Annotated in this window: 9 protein-coding genes; 2 read left to right on the top strand and 7 right to left on the bottom strand. The window is 61.0% G+C overall.

Annotated elements, in window-relative coordinates; genetic code table 11:
* Positions 1-250: 250 nt before the first annotated feature.
* Positions 251-5,179, top strand: a complete 4,929-nt coding sequence (locus FRT59_RS17395) for a dermonecrotic toxin domain-containing protein (protein ID WP_233094269.1) — start codon at positions 251-253, stop codon at positions 5,177-5,179.
* A gap of 57 nt (positions 5,180-5,236) precedes the next feature.
* On the opposite strand, the gene FRT59_RS17390 is transcribed toward FRT59_RS17395, so the two are convergent.
* Positions 5,237-7,612 carry an efflux RND transporter permease subunit gene (locus FRT59_RS17390; RefSeq protein ID WP_153839563.1) on the bottom strand — a complete coding sequence of 792 codons (2,376 nt, stop codon included), beginning with the start codon at positions 7,610-7,612 and terminating at the stop codon, positions 5,237-5,239.
* Positions 7,613-7,629: 17 nt separating this feature from the next.
* Positions 7,630-8,667, bottom strand: coding sequence for a WD40/YVTN/BNR-like repeat-containing protein (locus tag FRT59_RS17385; protein ID WP_198809854.1), 1,038 nt, complete (start codon positions 8,665-8,667; stop codon positions 7,630-7,632).
* Between the two features lie 328 nt (positions 8,668-8,995).
* Here FRT59_RS17385 and FRT59_RS17380 point away from each other — a divergent pair, with 328 nt between their 5' ends.
* Positions 8,996-10,111: a Gfo/Idh/MocA family protein gene (locus FRT59_RS17380; protein WP_153871818.1), complete on the top strand. Its 1,116-nt coding sequence runs from the start codon at positions 8,996-8,998 to the stop codon at positions 10,109-10,111.
* Between the two features lie 114 nt (positions 10,112-10,225).
* On the opposite strand, the gene FRT59_RS17375 is transcribed toward FRT59_RS17380, so the two are convergent.
* The 5 genes from FRT59_RS17375 to FRT59_RS17355 form a co-directional block, all read right to left on the bottom strand.
* Positions 10,226-11,929: an AMP-binding protein gene (locus FRT59_RS17375; RefSeq protein ID WP_153839562.1), complete on the bottom strand. Its 1,704-nt coding sequence runs from the start codon at positions 11,927-11,929 to the stop codon at positions 10,226-10,228.
* Positions 11,930-11,960: 31 nt separating this feature from the next.
* Positions 11,961-13,259, bottom strand: coding sequence for an acetyl-CoA C-acetyltransferase (locus tag FRT59_RS17370; protein ID WP_153871817.1), 1,299 nt, complete (start codon positions 13,257-13,259; stop codon positions 11,961-11,963).
* Complete coding sequence (locus tag FRT59_RS17365; RefSeq protein ID WP_153871816.1) at positions 13,256-14,146, bottom strand: MaoC/PaaZ C-terminal domain-containing protein; 891 nt, start codon at positions 14,144-14,146, stop codon at positions 13,256-13,258. Before FRT59_RS17365 ends, FRT59_RS17370 begins: the two co-directional genes overlap by 4 nt.
* Positions 14,147-14,150: 4 nt before the next feature.
* Complete coding sequence (locus FRT59_RS17360; RefSeq protein WP_153871815.1) at positions 14,151-15,494, bottom strand: 3-oxoacyl-ACP reductase; 1,344 nt, start codon at positions 15,492-15,494, stop codon at positions 14,151-14,153.
* Between the two features lie 152 nt (positions 15,495-15,646).
* Positions 15,647-18,172: an acyl-CoA dehydrogenase gene (locus tag FRT59_RS17355; RefSeq protein WP_034119904.1), complete on the bottom strand. Its 2,526-nt coding sequence runs from the start codon at positions 18,170-18,172 to the stop codon at positions 15,647-15,649.
* Positions 18,173-18,245 lie beyond the last annotated feature (73 nt).

Raw genomic sequence — 18,245 nt, 5'->3', positions numbered from 1 at the left:
TTGCTCATTTAACGGTTGAGCGCCGGTCGTTAGTTTTCAGCGGGCAAGATCTCAACGACAAGGAAGCTACACGATGATCCATGGAAACCACCCTCCACGACTTTTCGACTACGCCTTTAGCCCTGTACTGCCAACTCCCGCCGCCCTCCAGCCGGCTGAAACAGCCCAAGCAACACCGCCCCTCCCTTCCAAACCTGCACCCCAATCAGATCACGGCCAGCCACTGCGCAGAAGCAGGCGTGATGCCACCTTGCATTACGAAGTAGCGGGTGAATCCGGGTTAACTGTTGTACCCCTGCGTTCAACGCCTCTTACCACGCTTTCCACGCATCAACCGGCGACAGCGCCCCGCTCGCCTGACATCACCGCTAACACCGTTGCCCACCAGTTCGCCGAGCGCCCCACGCTGCGTTCAGTGGTGTCGGGCATGCTCAGCGATGCCCTGAAAAACCTCTACCCCACCCTGGCGTTCGACCTCGAATACACATCACTGGCCGAACCCACCTCAAACAATCCGCCGCAATACTGCCTGACGCCCTTTCTGGACGTGGCCTTGAAGCACCTCACCAGCGACGGCGAGCTGGACTTTACCGACAAACACTCACTGGCCTGCACCTTGATCGACCAAGCCACAGGCCATACGCTCAAGCCGGCACCCTCGGCGCAAGGGTTGACGCCGGGCATCGATATGCAGGCCGTCGAGTTGGTGATCCGCAGCCTGCGTACCACCCTCAAGAGTGAGTTCGAGCAAGCGTTGATTCGCCACTTCACCGGCGATGCCTATAACGCTCAAGACACAGGCGCGGCCGGTGCGAACCGTTGGCTGTGGCTCAGCGACGCCTTGAGGGACACCCTGAGAACCGCCGCCTTGAAACAACCCGGGCTCACGGAGCAACAACGCGAAACCCTCGATCAGGTCATCAGCTACCCGGACCGTGCGCAACGCCAGAGCGCAAAAGGCGACGCCGCAGCCAAGGTGTTCATCCTGGACACCGCCGTGCGCAAAGGTACTGATACATCCGCTCAGCTCAGCCCGGACCTGCTGATCACCCGGGAAGTGGCCGGCCGTACGCAGGTACTGCATGCGACCGCGGCCGGGGTAATTACCGCGTACGACTCATTGCAAGCATTCGGCGATGCCTGGGGGCGAAACCTGGAGAAGGCATTCGTATTCGACAGCCTCGACTGGAAGCGCCAGGAGCCCGACGCCAATATCTTCGATACACAAGCGGCGCTGATCCTAAATGCCATGGTGGAAAACGTAGCGTCCATTCGTCTTCCAACATCGGGCACCCCGGATGAGCTTGAACAGGTGTTCTCCCGGGCAAGCGACCCAAGCCCCTGGTTCGTGGGCGCCTACACCCCCGACGCTACTGAGCTTGGGCGCCTGCGTGACAAGCTGCCGGGTTGGCTCAGTAACGCCAACGATGCGGAACGCGACACCTACCGACATCACGCACTGGCACTGGCCAGCAGCGTGAAACGCAACGACGGTCGTACCTTCCTCGACGGCGTTCCCGATATCCGCACCTATGCCCAGCAGCAGTTGGACCAGCACCTGGCCGGCAAAGGCTATACCGCCCAGGATGTGGACGTGGTGTTCAAGGTCGCCGTGGGTAACCTGGGCAGCGGCTACATTGAACGGGTGAAGATGAGCCTGGTCGACATGGCCCTGGAAAACCTCGCGGGCTTGCCCAAGGGCGAGATGGAAGTCCACCTGCACGGGCAACCGGTCAGCGACCCGCACATGCCGCAGATGCTCAAGAACCTGATCAGCAGCGTGGATATCGGTCGCCACTACCCACAACTGCTCAATCGCGAACTGCTCAGCGACACCCCGCAATCCCGGGAGCGGGCAGCGCGGTTTGTCGAGCAGGTGCCGATCCAGCTCGCCATGCAGGCGTTGGAACTCAAGCTCAAGGGCGAAGCGGGCATAAGCGCCCAGGGTTACCGTTTTGTCGAAGCCCTCACCCAGCCCGGCGCGGGCAGCAAACAGGTGGACGGGCAGGAAATCACCGTGCGCCCCCTGGCATTTGTGCGCAAGCCGGGGGCAACGCCAGACGTGGTCGACAATATGTTCATCATCGAACCGCTGGCCGGCAGCAGCGGCCCACATATTCTCTATCGTCCTCAATTGAAACCCGCGTTGCTCGAATTCGCCAGCCGCGAGGCACTGCTGGAGGCAGTCCGCAAGCCTGGGGCATTGCAAGACAGCGTGCTGGCCTGGCTCAAAGATGACAAAACCCGCGCGGTCTATGGCAACGGCGGTTTTCATACACCCAATATCGCGCGCTTTACCGTGTTCAACGAGTTCGACCCACCCACCACGCCCAAGCCCACCACCCTCGCCGTCGACGGCTATGCTGACGCCACCACGCTGCGCCAGGACCTGCTCAACGGTGACCTGTTCACCCATTGGTTCCGCTCCAACGCCAACAGCCTGGTCACCCTGGCAGAAGGCCAATCCACTTCCGACGCTGAAAGCCGCTGGGCCTCGCACAAGGAACTCGGCTGGCTGTTATTCAACACATTGTTGCCGGTATTGCGCGGGCCGGGGGCGATGGCGGGCTGGTTGCTGCAACTGGCCAATAGCGAAGAAGACATCAAGCGGCTTTCCACACAAAACGACCCGGACCCGACGTCGGCAGTGGTCGACCTGTTGATCAACCTGGGCATGACGCTGGGCCACGCCTCCAGCGCGGAACCCGGCAAGCCGGCACACACGTTTGAACGCTTCGAGCCAGACGCTAATCCCGACAGTCCCGGGCCTGGCCGCCGTGACACTCAAGAGCCCGTTGTTCACCAAGCCGTCATCCGCCAGGATCCGACACCCCCTGTCACCACCAGTTTCGGTGGCGACGGTACGGCCATCGATATCCGGTTATCGAGCCCACGCGGGCTGACGCCAAACCTGCTGGCGCAGATCGACACGTTCAAGGTACCGGCGCCGGCTGAGCCCGGCTCTCCCCTGACCGAAGGCATCAGAAGGGGTCTGTATAAGGTCCACGACCAACTCTATGCCAATATCGGCCAGGCCTGGTTCCGCGTGGCGATCGACCTGGACGGCCCCTTCGTCATTGATGAACAGAACAAGGCCCGTATAGCGCCACCCATCTCCCGCGATGGCCAGGGTCTGTGGCACTTTGACGTCGCCCCCAAGCTCAAGGGTGGCATGCCAAAAAACGAGAGCCTGCAAGATACAATCAAAAGAAACCTGCTAGCGCAGAAGCAAGCAAAGGCGAACTTCCACCGCAGCAAGCGGGAATTGAGCAAAGTGGAGGAAGCCCATTCAACCGCAATCGAAAAAATCAATACCAGCCTCTCCGAGTACGAGACCGCTCGAAAAAAACTCAAGACGCTTCGCAACCTTTCCAAGAATGAGGGTTCGGCACAGCGATTTCTTGCGCCCTATCTGGAACAGTGCCGAGCCACCGAGCGGCTCAAGAGCAACCTGGACCAGCAACTTCAGGCGCTCAAACCGCTGACACAAGCCCTGAAGGTGGCTGGCGAAAAAGCCATTGAAATCATTGCGCCCAAAAAAATCGGTGGGTTTGACGACCTGTCCGAATTCAAAAAGGACCGCTCATCGGTATACGAAAGCATCCTGCACGCCCTGACTGAAATAGATAACGTTTACACGTCTCTGGCCAACGACGCTCGCCACGTTGGAGTGAATGGCGCCTCGCTGGAGGAGTTGATGAGCCAGACCAATAGAGGCTCCAGTATCGCTTACGATGAATTGATGGAAGTGTCCGAAATGGCCTATCACGCTACTGAAAATCTATTGGCGTCGAGGCAACCGGTCAGTGACACATTTGATCAGTGGAAGAACGACTCCCCCTTTGGTAAGAAAAACGCCGAGGAGTACATCCAAGAGCGATACGCCTCCCCTCCCGCTGCCAGAGTACTGACAGCAAAACTGAACAGGATGTCGTTCCTCAAACTATTGACCACGACATGGACAGCCCGCAGCCCAGAGGCAACCGATCGGTTGCAGATGAGGCGCTTCCTGACAGAATCCCTGAAAACCGAAATAGCCGCTTTTAACGATCTGCGCCAATACACCGGCTACACCTTGAGCGAACGCAATGCCACACTCACAACCATTATCTCTAAATACAAACAGGTATTGAGCGACGGCCTCCTTATGCAGGAGGAGCATCCGGAGCTCTTTCGGGAGCAATACCACCAGCGTTTCACCGAGGTACTCAATGAGCTCATCGCTGAAGCGGAAACCGAGTTGGTCCAGGTCGTCGACGAAGAGCAGTTTCTTATTCCAGCAGCGCCCGCACGCAACGACCTACAAACCAGACCGCATAATCAGCACGTGTTCAAGACCGAACACAAGGAGACCTTGCTCGGCATACTACGCGCCCCGGAACCCGGTCGGACCTTTGATATTGTCGATGTGCTCGATCCACAAAGCGGCCAACCAGTAGCAAGCTACAGCGATCACTCGGATGCGGATGGCCGTGGGTGGGTGAGGATCGTCCCTGCTGAGCCCGTACAAGCGCCCCAAGGCTCTACTCCCGCGAAGTCCTTGGCGAGCTACAAGAAAGAGGCGCAAACGCTGATAGATGGCACGGCAAGCATCGAGCGTACGATTCGCTTCCAGAAGACAAAGCTTGCCGATCCGCTGCGACGCGACACCGTCTCCCCCAGAGACTGGTACGACATGATCAATACACCTGCCAAACAACTCAAAGCAATGGCAGACCAGGCTGAAGCCAACCATCTCGCCAGACCTGAAACCGCCGAATTGGTTGCGTACTGGCGAGCCACCGCCGAAAAAATGTTTCAGAACGCCCGCCAACATGCGGCAGACGGCTATTTGGTTCAGCCGCCGACAGCGGAAAATGTAGACTTCTTGTGGCGCAATAAATTTGTCGATATCAACCTTGTGCAGCGGGACACTCCTACAGAGAGTGGTGATTTCTTCACCGAATACTCTGTTCGCCAAAAAGGCCAAGAAAAACCGGTGTGGTACGCCCACTTTCACTACCCAAAGGAAAACTGGCCACGCGCCGATTACACAGCCGCGCATCTGAAAATCGCATCCCAACGGCGCAAAACCCAAAAGGACTTGATTCGCGAGGCAGGAAAAAACGGCACCGTGGAGAAAATAATCAAGGCCAGGATCACAGCGCCTCTGGATGAGAAACTGTTCCTGCCGTTGTGAAACTAAGCCGCTGACACGTAGTAAAAAAGCCGCACACCGTGCGGCTTTTTTACGGACCTAGTGTGCAAACAGCGAATTGCCCTTCTGCCCCGCCAACTTCTCAGGCTTGATCAGGAACCGCGCCAGTGCCGGCAGCAGCCACAGTGCACCGAACATGTTCCACAACAGCATGAATGTCAGCATCAGGCCCATGTCGGCCTGGAACTTGATCGCCGAGAAGATCCAGGTGCATACCCCAATCGCCAGGCACAAGCCAGTAAACAGCACGGCCTTACCGGTAGACTTGAGCGTCTGGTAATACGCCTCTTGCAGCGGCAAGCCCGCCCGCAGGAAACTTTCCAGCCGGCTGTAAATGTAGATGCCGTAGTCCACACCAATCCCCACGCCCAGCGCCACCACCGGCAAGGTTGCGACCTTGACGCCGATGCCCATGAACGCCATCAGCGCGTTGCCCAGCACCGAGGTCAGTACCAGCGGCAGCACGATGCACAGCGTGGCAGCCCAGGAACGGAAGGTGATCATGCACATGGTCGCCACGCACAGGTACACCAGGATCAGGATAATCAGCTCCGATTCCTTGATCACCTCGTTGGTGGCCGCTTCGATCCCGGCATTACCGGCGGCGAGGATGAATTCCAGGCCGTCCTTGTTGTTCTCCTTGGCGAAGTCCTGCACCGCATGCACCGCGCGGTCAAGGGTTTCGGCCTTGTGGTCGTTGAGGAACACCAGCACCGGCGCCAGGGAGCAATTGTTGTTGTACAAGCCATCGGCACGGGCGATGGAGTTGTTGAGCACGTCCGGGTTGCGCGACAGGGTTTCCCATTTCAGGTTGCCCTCGTTCATGCCCTTGATCATCTGCTTGGACACGGTCACCAACGAGATCGCCGACTGCACACCCTCGGTGTTCTGCATCTTCCACATCAACTGGTCGATAGGCGCCATGGCCTCGTAGCGCGAGCAGCCTTCGGCCTTGGTCTTGACCATCACCACCAGCACGTCGGAACTGGTGGAGTAGTTGCTGATAATGAAGTTGTTGTCCTTGTTGTAGCGCGAGTCCGGACGCAGCTCCGGCGCGCCTTGGTCCAAGTCACCGATCTTCAGGTTCTGGCTGTACCAGAGGCCGCCACCGAAGGCGATCAAGGCCAGGAAAATCGAAACCGGGGCGACTTTGGGGCTGGCGAATTTGGACAGCAGCCGCCAGAACGCATGTTCGCGGTTCGCGTCTTTCTTGCTTTTGGCGACGGCACGCTTGCTGATGCCGACGTAGGAAATGGCTACCGGTAGCAGGATCAGGTTAGTGAACACAATCACCGCCACGCCGATCGACGCGCCGATGGCCAGCTCACGGATCACGCCGATGTCGATGATCAGCAGGGTAATGAAGCCCACCGCATCTGCGAGAATCGCGATCATCCCTGGCAGGAACAACTGGCGGAAGGTGCGCCGTGCGGCGGTCAGGGCGTTATCGGCGTCGCTGGATTGCAGGGCGATACCGTTGATCTTCTGTACACCGTGGGAAATACCGATGGCGAAGATCAGGAACGGCACCAGCATCGAGTACGGATCCAGCCCGAAGCCGACGGCATGCATCAGGCCCAGTTGCCATACCACGGCCACCAGGGTCGTGCTCAACACCGCAATGGTGCTTCGCAGGCAGTTGGTGAACCACAACAACAGGACCAGGGTGATGGCGAAGGCCACACCAAAGAACAGCACCACCATGATCAGGCCATCGATCAGGTCACCAACTTTCTTCGCAAAGCCGACAATGTGAATTTTTACATTAGGGTTTTGCGCCTCAAACTTGTTGCGGATCTTGTCCTCAAGCTCGTGGGAAAATTTCTGGTAGTCCAGGGCCAGCAACTTGCCTTGATCTTGCGGGTCCGGGTAGGACTCCAGCAGCGGGATATCGACGATGCTCGACTTGAAATCGTTAGCCACCAGGCGCCCGACCTGGCCGGACTTGAGCACGTTGTTGCGCAACTGGTCGAGGCTTTGCGGCGAGCCGTTGTAACTTTGCGGGATCACTTCACCGCCGGCAAAACCCTCCTCGGTCACTTCGGTCCAGCGCACGCTGGGGCTCCACAGCGACTTGAGGCCCGAACGATCGACGCCGGAGATGTAGAACACCTCATCGTTGATCTGGCGCAGCGTCTCCATGTACTCCTTCGTGAAGATATCCCCGTCCTTGGCCTCCACCGAGATGCGCACGGTATTGCCCAGGTTGGCCAGGTCGTTGCGGTGCTCCATCATCTTTTCGATGAAGGGGTGCTTGAGGGGGATCATCTTTTCAAAGCTGGTGGACGGGCGAATCAACGTCGCCTGCCAGAACAGGAAAATGCTCACCAGCAAACAGATGACGATCACTGCCGGGCGATTGTTGAAGATCAGGCGCTCAAGAAAGGTCGCTTTATCGTTGTGATGACTGCTCATTGAAACCCGCCTTCTTATTATTTTGAGAGGTCAGCGCCAGCTGGCGTGGCGACGCGAACGCCACCCTGCCCGACCAGAATCAAGTTGCCGTCGCCCGCCGCCGTGACGGCCGACAGCGAAATGCGGTCCGGGCGATTGAACACGCTGAACGTCGCCCCGTCGTCATGGCTGACCACCACGCTACCGCCATTACCTACGACGACGATGGATCCGTCATCCAACAAGGCCGCGCCCGACAAACCAAACTCCAGCGCGCCCCGCGCCGCATTCAGCTGAACCTGTTCCCAGGTGCTGCCAAAATCGGTGGAACGGTACAGGTTGCCGCGCAGTCCGTAGGCCAGCAGCGTGCGCGGTTGCGCGGTGCTGATCACGCCGAACAGCGAGCCTTCATAAGGCCCTTCGAGTTTTTCCCAGGTCTGGCCGTCGTCACTGGAGCGGAACATGCTGCCCTGCTCACCAACGATGAACAGGCCGGCGTCCTTGATCTGGGCAATGGCGTTGAGGTGGAACTGGTCTTCGTTGTCGAGGCGGTCGCTGATGTCGTCCCAGGTTTTGCCGCCGTCGGTGGTCTCGATCAACGCACCGTAGGCGCCCACGGCCAGGCCGTGGCTGGCGTCGTTGAACCACACATCGAGTAACGGGGCTTCGCGCTTGAGGTCTTGATATTGCGGGGTCCAGGTGGCACCGCCATCGGAGCTGGCAAGCACTTGCGCATCATGGCCGACGGCCCAGCCGTGTTTGTCATCGACGAAAAACACCGCCGTGAGCAGTTGCCGGGTGGGGACTTTGGCTTGGGCCCAGGTGTGGCCCTGATCATCGGAATAAAGGATATGCCCGCGATCACCGACCGCCACCAGGCGCTTGCCCGCGTGAACCACGTCGATCATCAAGCCTTTGGCGGCCTTGGGAGATTCAATCGCAAAAACCGCGGCGGCGGTGGTATCGCTGGCGGCCAGCACTGGCGTCGACAACACGGCACCTGCAAGCAGCGAGAGCGCTGTGGCCAACAACGCAACCCTGCGTGCGGCACGTGGGCGGCAGACAACCCAACCCATGACAGGCTCACTCATAGACCTTTCTCCCATTTATTATTGTTAGGTCGTCTCATCCAGGGCCTTGAAACCTGCAATCTAGAGCGCCTGGAGTAAGCAGGAGCCATCCTATCGGGCTTTGGAATCGTCTGACAATCGGCGCTACGTTATCTTTTGTTAACTGGCGGCGTTTGGCCAGATGGTGAATGTAGCGGCATCAGGGGAAATGATGAGTACAAGAAGCGCGTCCCACTGGCGCCGCCAAATGAATTTTTATTCCATCTATTGAATTAAGGGAATTTTTATTCCATTAATAGCCTTCCTGAAAACAATAATCCAAAGGACCACGGCTATGCGTGAACTCGGAATCGGCTTGATCGGCACAGGCTTCATGGGCCGCGCCCACGCGCTGGCGTTCAATAACGCGCGGGCGGTATTTGAACTGCCGGTACACCTCAAGCTGGCCGCCCTGGCCGACGCCGACACCGAACGCGCACAACGTTGCGCCAGCGCCTGGGGGTTTGCCCAGGCCCATGGCGACTGGCAGGCGTTGATCAATGATCCCAAGGTCGACGTCGTGGCCATCACCACCCCCAACCACCTGCACTACCCCATGGCCATGGCCGCGATTGCGGCAGGCAAGGCGGTGTATTGCGAGAAACCCCTGGCCGTCAGCCTCGAGCAAGCCGACGCCATGCGCTGCGCCGCCTGTGCTGCCGGGGTGGTGACGCGAGTCGGCTACAACTACCAGCACAACCCGATGATCGTGCTGGCCCGGCAGATGATTGCCCAGGGCGAATTGGGCGATATCATCAGCTTCCAGGGTGAGTTCAGCGAAGACTTCATGGCCGACCCGACGTCCCCGTGGTCGTGGCGCTGTGAAGTGGCGCATGCCGGCGGCGCCCTGGCCGACCTGGGCAGCCATTTGCTGTCGATGGCGCGCTACCTGGTCGGCGATGTGGTCAGTGTGTGTGCCGATACCCAGACCGTGCATGCCCAACGCCCCGCCACGGCCGGTAGCCCGACGTCAAAAGCCATCGCCGTGGACGACCAGGTGCATGCGCTGCTGCGCTTTGCCAACGGTGCCCGCGGCACGGTAAGCAGTAGTTGGCTCAAGCACGGCTACAAGAACCACCTCAGTTTCGAAATCAGCGGGACCAAAGGCACACTGGCGTTCGATCAGGAGCGCTTGAATGAACTGCGCCTGTACCGCCTCGGCCAGGACGGTTTTCAACGTGTACTGGCAGGTCCTGCCCTGCCCGGCTATGCAGCGTTCAGCCCGGCGGCGGGGCATCAGTTGGGCTACAACGAATTGAAGACGTTGGAGGTGCAGGAGTTGATCATGGCCCTGGCCGGCCAGGGTGCGCAGGGAACGGACTTTGAGGCCGCATGGGAAGTTGAGCGGCTGGCGACGGCGATTCGCGTGGCGGCCCTCGAGGAGCGCTGGGTCAAAGTGGCCACGGTTTAAAATGTGGGAGGGGACTTGCCCCCGATGGCGGTGGGTCAGTTACAGATGTATTCACTGACACGCCCTCATCGGGAGCAAGCCCCCTCCCACACTTGAATCACCAGTGGATTCATGTCAGCGCAACGCCCGACGAAGTACTTTGCCCACAGTGGTCTTGGGCAGTTCCGTCGTACGAAATTCCACATACTTGGGCAGCTTGTACCCCGTCAGGTACTCCCGGCAATGCGCGAGGATCTGCTCCTGTGTCAGGTTCGGGTCCTTGCGCACCACGATGATCTTGACCTTCTCCCCCGTCACCGTATCTTCCACACCAATGGCCGCCACTTCACCGACACCCGGATGCATCGCCACCACATCCTCGATTTCATTGGGGTACACGTTGAAACCCGAGACCAGGATCATGTCCTTCTTACGGTCTACCAGGCGGATATAGCCGCGTGCGTCCATCACCCCGATATCACCGGTAGACAGCCAGCCCTCGGCATCCAGTACCTCGGCGGTTTCCTTCGGGCGTTTCCAGTAGCCCTGCATCACTTGCGGGCCACGTACTTGCAGTTCACCTTGCTCACCGATATCCGCCAGCTCGCCGTCTTCGCGAACAAAGCGCACCCAGGTCGACGGCAACGGCACACCAATGCTGCCGGTAAACTCCATCTCACGCATGCGCGAAATATCAATGGGGCTGATGCTCACCACCGGCGAACATTCGGTCAGCCCGTAGCCTTCGATGATCGGCAGGCCGGTGACTTCTTTCCAGCGCTTGGCCACGGCCGTGTGGGTGGCCATGCCGCCAGCGATCACTATGCGCAGGTCGGAAAAGTCCCGCGCACAGAACGCTTTGTTCTCCAGCAAACCGTTGAACAGCGTGTTCACCCCGGCGATCCCGTTGAAACGCTCTTTGCGCAGGATCATCTGCACACGCTTCACGTCCCGGGGGTTGGCGATGAGGATGTTGCGCCCGCCCAGGCACATGAACATCAGGCAGTTCACCGTCAGCGAAAAGATGTGATACAGCGGTAGCAGCGTCACGTTGGTTTCCTGCTTGTGCTGGTCCAACTGGTCGCCGACCCAGGCTTTGGCTTGCAGCAGGTTGGCGATGATATTGCGGTGGCTGAGCATCACCCCCTTGGCATCGCCGGTGGTGCCACCGGTGTATTGCAAAAACGCCAGCTCATCGCGGTCCAGGCTGACCGGCAGATGATTCAGCGCCCTGCCCTGTTTCAGCACCTGATTGAAACGCAGGGCGCCGGGCAGCTTGAACGCCGGCACCTGCTTCTGTACGCGGCGCAGGATGAAGTTCATCGCCGCGCCCTTGAAGGTGCCCAGCAAGTCGCCGATGGCCGCTATCACCACCCGCTTGACGCTGCTGCCGGCCACGACTTTTTCCAGGGTGTGGGCGAAGTTCTCGAAGATCACCACGGTCTCGGCGCCGCTGTCCTTGAGCAGGTGCTTGAGCTCATGGCTGGTGTACAACGGGTTGACGTTGACCACCACCGCCCCGGCCAGGATCGTGCCCAACAGGCAGATCGGGTACTGCAAGCAGTTGGGCATCATCAGCGCCACGCGGTCGCCCTTCTGCACGCCCTGGCCCTGCAGCCAGGCGGCAAAGGCAATACCCTGGGCCTGCCAGTCGGCGTAGGTCATCTCGGTGCCGATGCTGACGTAGGCGACCCGCTCACGGAATTTTTCCAAGTGTTCCAGGAACACTTCGCGCAACGACGGGTAGTCCTCGATCCCGGCATCGATATCGGCCGGAACGCCGGGCAGGTAAGCGTTCAACCAGATGCGTTCGGCGTGTTCCAGGCTGATAGCGTTCATGGCAGTGTCCTTATTGTTGTTGTGAATAGCGCTACTTTTCGACGATGGCAGTAATGCCCAACCCGCCCGCCGCGCAGATCGAGATCAGGCCGCGACCGCCACCGCGTTCGTGGATCGCTTTGGCCAGCGCCGCCAGCTGCCGGCCGCCGGTGGCGGCGAAGGGGTGCCCGCAGCCCAGTGAGCCGCCGTTGACGTTCATCTTGCTGCGGTCAATGGTGCCCAGCGGTGCGTCCAGGCCTAGTCGCTCGCGGCAATACTCGGGGTCTTCCCAGGCCTTGAGCGTGCACAGCACCTGGGCGGCAAACGCTTCGTGGACCTCGAAGAAATCGAAATCGGCAAAACTCAAGCGCTCGCGCTGGAGCATGCGCGGTACAGCGTAGGCCGGCGCCATCAACAGGCCCTCGGTGCCATCGACAAAACTCACTGCCGCCGTCTCGCCAGTGCGCAAGTACGCCAGCACCGGCCAGCCGTTGGCGCTGGCCCAATCTTCGCTGGCAAGCAGCACCACTGAGGCGCCGTCGGTCAGCGGCGTCGAGTTGCCGGCAGTGAGCGTACCGTTCCGCCGGTCGAACGCCGGCGACAAACCCGCGAGTTTTTCCAGGCTGATATCGGCACGCAGGTTGTTGTCCCGGGCCAGGCCGCGATGGGGGCTGATCAGGTCGTCGAAAAAACCGCGTTTATAAGCCGCATCCAGGCGTTGGTGGCTGGTGAGGGTCAGTTCGTCCTGGGCCAGGCGCTTGATCTGCCAGCGCTTGGCCATTTCTTCGCAGTGCTCGCCCATGGACAAGCCGGTGCGCGGCTCGCCGTTACGCGGCAGCAGCGGTTTGAACAACATCGACGGACGGACTTTCAGCAGTTGTTTAAGTTTGTCGCCCACGCCCTTGGCCCGATTGGCCGCGAGCAAGGTCTGGCGCAACGATTCGTTGATGCCGATGGGCGCGTCGGACGTGGTATCGGCGCCACCGGCAATCCCGACTTCGATCTGGCCGAGGGCGATTTTGTTCGCCACCAGCAGCGCGGCCTCAAGCCCGGTGCCGCAGGCTTGTTGCACATCATAAGCGGGCGTTTGCGGCGACAGCGTGGTGGACAACAAAGACTCACGGGCCAGGTTGAAATCCCGCGAATGCTTGATCACCGCCCCGGCGGCAAACTCACCCAGGCGCTGGCCGTGCAGGTTGTAGCGGTCTACCAGGCCTTGCAGGGCGGCGACCAACAGGTCCTGATTGCTGTCATGGGCGTACACCGTGTTGGAGCGGGCAAACGGGATGCGGTTGCCGCCGATGATCGCCACACGGCGCGTCGGGGCCGGGTTGAAGCTGTAGTCAGTCATTGCTGGCTCTCTTTCCAAATGAACAGCCCGCGCATATGGGGTTTGTCCCCAGCAAAATTGCGCACTTCGAACTCACGGCGTGGGCCGGTCACCGGGTGGCTCCACAGGGCGACCTGGCCGGGCAGGAAGATCGGCAACTTGAAGTCGCAATGGGCTTGGGCCTGGCTCAATCCACCGGGCGGTTGTTGCGCCGCCAACGCGCGACCCAGTGTCCACATGCCATGGGCGATGGCGCGACGAAAGCCGAAGAGCCTGGCGCCGATCACACTGGTGTGAATCGGGTTGAAATCCCCCGAGACCTTGGCAAAGCGGCGCCCCAGGTCAGCAGGCAGCACCCAGCGCTGGGTGCGCAACAAGCCGTCTTCCTGCAACGGCAGTGGGTCACTCCAGGGTTCACCCACGGGGTTGTCGACGTCACGACGCAGGTACAGGCTGTCGCTTTCCCATGCCAGGGCGCCCGCACTGTAGGCGCGGGTGGCGATGCTCAATGCCTGGCCCTTCGGATGGGCTACCCAGCGCTCGCAATACACCTCCAGGCGCAGCGCGTGGCCCTCGTGCAGGCGCTGGTGCTGACGAATGCGATTGGCCAGGTGCACCATGCCGCTGGCCGGGTAAGGGAAGGTCGGCCGGGTCAGCAGCATCAAATGTAATGGGAACGCCAACACATGGGGATAGGACAGTGGCACGCCCTGTTCGCGACGAAAGCCGCAGGCCCGTGCGTAAGCGGCGATACCCGCGGGCGAAAGCTCCACCGCAGAGCGCACCAGCCGCGCCGTGGGCAACGGCGGCGCACCGTCGAGCTTGGGCTTGCGCAAGGCGCGCATGCCGTCGAGCAACAACTGCGTGTGCGAGGGCGGTGGGTCGATAATCTGCGTCACATACTCCATCGGCTCAGGCTCCCAACAGGCTTTGGCCACATACCCGCACCACTTGGCCATTGACCCCGCCCGAGCCAGGATGGGCCAGCCAGGCGATGGTCTCGGCCACGTCGATGGGCTGCCCTCCCTGGGACAACGAATTCATGCGCCGCCCGGCTTCGCGGATCATCAGCGGGATTTTCGCGGTCATCTGGGTTTCGATAAACCCGGGCGCCACCGCATTCACCGTGACCTGCCGGGCCGCCGCACGTGGCGCCAGGCCCTGTACCAGGCCAATCACGCCAGCCTTGGAGGTGGCGTAGTTACTCTGCCCAAGGTTGCCGGCGATACCGGAAATCGACGACACGCACACGATACGCCCACCGGGGTTCACGCCCTGGCTGTCGAGCAACGCTTCACTGAGCAGCAGAGGCGCTTGCAGGTTGACCGCCAAGACACTGCGCCAGGCGGCTTCGGTCATTTTGGCGATGGTCTTGTCACGGGTGATCCCGGCGTTGTGCACCACCACATCAAAGGCACCGTATTGGCTGACATGGGCTTGCAGCAACGATGCGGTGTCGGCGGCCGTGATATCCAGGGGCAAGGCTGAACCACCGACACTGGCGGCCGCCTGCTGCAACGCGTCCTGGGCCTGGGGCACGTCCACGCACACCACATGGGCGCCGTCCCGCGCCAGCACTTGGGCGATGGCCAGGCCGATGCCACGGGAGGCGCCGGTGACCAAGGCGCGTCGACCGGCAAAGGGTTTGTCCCAATTGACGACGTTGTTGCCATCGACCGGTTTTTCCAGGCGCACCACCTGCCCCGAGACATAGGCAGAACGGCGCGACAGGAAGAACCGCAGGCTGCTGTCCAGCGCCTCTTCAGCACCGGGAGCCACATAAAGCAATTGCACGGTGATCGCCCGGCGCAGCTCCTTGGCCAGCGACCGCACCAAGCCCTCGAGGGCACGCTGGGCGATGGCCTGGGGCAAGTCCTTGCAGTGTTCCGGCGCGGTGCCGAGTACCACCACGCGGCCATGCTGGCCGAGGCGCTTGGCATTGCTGTGAAAGAACACGTAGAGCTCGTCGAGCTGTTGCAGGTCGGCCACGCCACTGGCGTCGAACACCGCGCCTTGCACCTTGACCGTGGACGGCGCCTTGAGGGTCGCCGGGGTGGCGGCGACGGTGTCGGTGGCGCTGAAGATGCGCTGCACCGCCGCCGTCAGGCGCCCTGCCCCGGCGATGATCACCGGGTTGGCCAGCCCGGCCTGGCCGCTGCGATGGCGTTGCAGCGGCAAGGGTTGCGGCAAGCCGACAGCCTGGGCCAGACGACGGCCCCAGGGGGAATTGACGAATGAAAGGTAGTTGTCACTCATAGAAGGTTCCACTCACAACATAAATCCTGCCTGTAAACCCGGTCAAATGTGGGAGGGGGCTTGCCCCCGATGGCGGTCTATCAGGTAAATCTGCTGGGCTCACACACCGCTATCGGGGGCAAGCCCCCTCCCACATTTGGACCGCGTTTTTCCTAGTTGACCGAGGCGTTTTCGCTTTGGCTGCTGCGACGCTTGGCGGCCGGTTCGAGCGCTTGCTTACGCTGCTGCAACGCCTCCAACAAACCAAAGTCCTGGGGGAAGTCATCCACCTGGATGCCGTGGTCGGCGTATTCCACATAGCGCGCCAGCAAGGCGTCTTCGTCGTCGCTGATCAAGTCCAGTGCCCGCGCCTTGACACGCCAGCCGGTAAAGGCCGCGGCAGAAATCGGCATCGGCTCGAGCAGGCCTTGCTTGATGGCAGGTTTGAGCCGAGCCTCGATCAGCTCCACTTGCGGCAACAAACGGAAGCCCAATTCGCCGTAGGCCAGCTTGTCGATTTCCGGGCGAGGAATGTAGGAATTGGCCAGCAAACGGTCGCGGGTTTCACCTGGGGTCTGCACCACATCCGCCACTTGCGCCAACAGGCGGTCCGAGGGTTTGCGCAGCGGAATGCCCAGCGGGAAACTCAAGCCACGCACCACTGCCGCAGCAGGTTTGGAGGGGTAGTTGTCGAGCACTTCGGCCAAGGCTTCATGGGCACGCAACAACGCGTCCTGGGCCGCCCAATGCACCAACGGCAGGTCGGCCTGGGGCCGGCCATCGTCCTCGAAACGCTTGAGCACGCAGGAGAGAATGTATAGCTGCGACAGAATATCCCCCAGGCGCCCGGTGATACTTTCCTTGCGCTTGAGGGCACCCCCCAGCACGCCCATGGAAACGTCCGAAATCAACGCCAGCACCACCGACAGCCGATTGGCCTGGCGGTAGTAGGACGCCAGCGCCGGGTCGGTCTTGGCCGGTGCCGAAATCAGCCGCCCTCCGGTCAGGGCATGCACCGCTGCGCGTACGGTGTTGGCCAGTACAAAGCTCACGTGGCCGAACATCGCGCGGTCGAAGTCTTCCAGCGCCTTGCGCCGGTCCGGGTTGCGCGCCGCTTCCATCTCACGGAACACGTAGGGATGGCAACGAATCAGGCCCTGGCCAAAGATGATCAGGCAGCGGGTCATGATGTTGGCGCCTTCCACCGTAATGGCGATGGGACTTTGCTGGTAGGCACGGGCGAGAAAGTTATTGGGCCCCATGCAAATGCCTTTGCCGGCGACGATGTCCATGCCGTCGTTGACGATCATCCGCGCGCGCTCAGTGACGTGGTACTTGGCGATGGCCGAGATCACCGACGGTTTCTCGCCGGCATCCAGGGACGCCACCGAGACCTTGCGCACCGCATCGCAGGCATACAAATGCCCGGCCATGCGCGCCAACGGAGCCTGCACCCCTTCGAACTTGCCGATGGGCAGGCCGAACTGCTTGCGCATCGCCGCATAGGCGGTGGTGCCACGTACCGCCACTTTACCGAGGCCGACGTTGGCCGACGGCAGGGAAATCGCCCGGCCTGCGGCCAGGCATTCCATCAACATGCGCCAGCCATTGCCGACCTGTTCGCGGCCGCCAATCACCCACTCCAAGGGAATGAAAACATCCTTACCGGTGGTAGGACCGTTCTGGAACACCGCGTTCAGCGGCCAGTGACGGCGGCCGCTGTTCACCCCCGGATGGGAGGTCGGGATCAGCGCACAGGTAATGCCCAGGGAACCGGCCGCGCCGAGCAAGCCGTCCGGGTCTTCGGCGCGGAACGCCAGGCCCAGCACTGTGGCAATCGGGCCGAGGGTGATGTAGCGCTTGTCCCAGGTCACTTTGAAACCCAGCACTTCTTCGCCTTCGTGCATGCCTTTGCAGACGATGCCCAGGTCCGGGATCGCGCCCGCATCGGAGCCGGCATAGGGGCTGGTCAGGGCGAAACACGGGATGTCTTCGCCCCGCGCCAGGCGCGGCAGGTAGTAATTGCGTTGGGCGTCGGTGCCGTAATGCAGCAGCAGCTCGGCCGGGCCGAGGGAGTTGGGCACCATCACCGAAATCGCCGCCGCCGAGCAGCGGGTCGACAGCTTCATCACCACCTGGGAGTGCGCGTAGTGGGAGAAGCCTTTGCCGCCGTATTGCTTGGGGATGATCATGCCGAGAAACCCGGCGTCCTTGGTGTACTGCCAGCCTTCGGGGGACATGTCCTGCCAGACCTGGGTGGTTTCCCAGTCATTGGCAATGTCGCACAGAGTTTCGACTTCATTGTCGAGGAAGGCTTGCTCCTCCGCACTCAGGCTGGCCGGCGCGGCTTGCAACAGGCGCTGCCAGTTGGGCTTGCCGCTGAACAGCTCGGCATCCCACCACACGGTGCCCGACTCGATAGCCGCACGCTCGGTGTCGGACATCGCCGGCATGATCGTCCGAAACAGGCCAAGGGCCTTGCTGGTCAACAAGGCGCGGCGCAGAGGCCTGATCGCCAGCACCAAGGCCGGCAGTACCACCAGCACTGCCGCGATGGCAATGCCCAGGCCGGCCACTGCGTTGAACAGGTAACCAGCCGCCAGCCAGATCAGGCCGACGCCCAACCACAGGGTGGCGGCAGCTTGTCGATAAGCCAGGGCAATCGCGGCTGCGAAACCCACCAATAACCAGATAAGCATGGGGAGACCTCTACTTGATTCAGGGCGTGGCAAAAGCGCGGTCAGATCGAAATGAGCTGCGGCGTAAAACCAC

The sequence above is a fragment of the Pseudomonas haemolytica genome (assembly GCF_009659625.1).
GTDB lineage: Bacteria > Pseudomonadota > Gammaproteobacteria > Pseudomonadales > Pseudomonadaceae > Aquipseudomonas > Aquipseudomonas haemolytica.
The sequence above is the reverse complement of the archived record's forward strand: the minus strand, read 5'-3'. Positions and strand labels throughout refer to the sequence as shown.

Coding starts and splice junctions, on each gene's coding strand:
- FRT59_RS17355 (WP_034119904.1), bottom strand. CDS start 18,172: ATGCTTATCTGGTTATTGGTGGGTTTCGCAGCCGCGATTGCCCTGGCT.
- FRT59_RS17370 (WP_153871817.1), bottom strand. CDS start 13,259: ATGACTGACTACAGCTTCAACCCGGCCCCGACGCGCCGTGTGGCGATC.
- FRT59_RS17380 (WP_153871818.1), top strand. CDS start 8,996: ATGCGTGAACTCGGAATCGGCTTGATCGGCACAGGCTTCATGGGCCGC.
- FRT59_RS17360 (WP_153871815.1), bottom strand. CDS start 15,494: ATGAGTGACAACTACCTTTCATTCGTCAATTCCCCCTGGGGCCGTCGT.
- FRT59_RS17375 (WP_153839562.1), bottom strand. CDS start 11,929: ATGAACGCTATCAGCCTGGAACACGCCGAACGCATCTGGTTGAACGCT.
- FRT59_RS17365 (WP_153871816.1), bottom strand. CDS start 14,146: ATGGAGTATGTGACGCAGATTATCGACCCACCGCCCTCGCACACGCAG.
- FRT59_RS17390 (WP_153839563.1), bottom strand. CDS start 7,612: ATGAGCAGTCATCACAACGATAAAGCGACCTTTCTTGAGCGCCTGATC.
- FRT59_RS17385 (WP_198809854.1), bottom strand. CDS start 8,667: ATGGGTTGGGTTGTCTGCCGCCCACGTGCCGCACGCAGGGTTGCGTTG.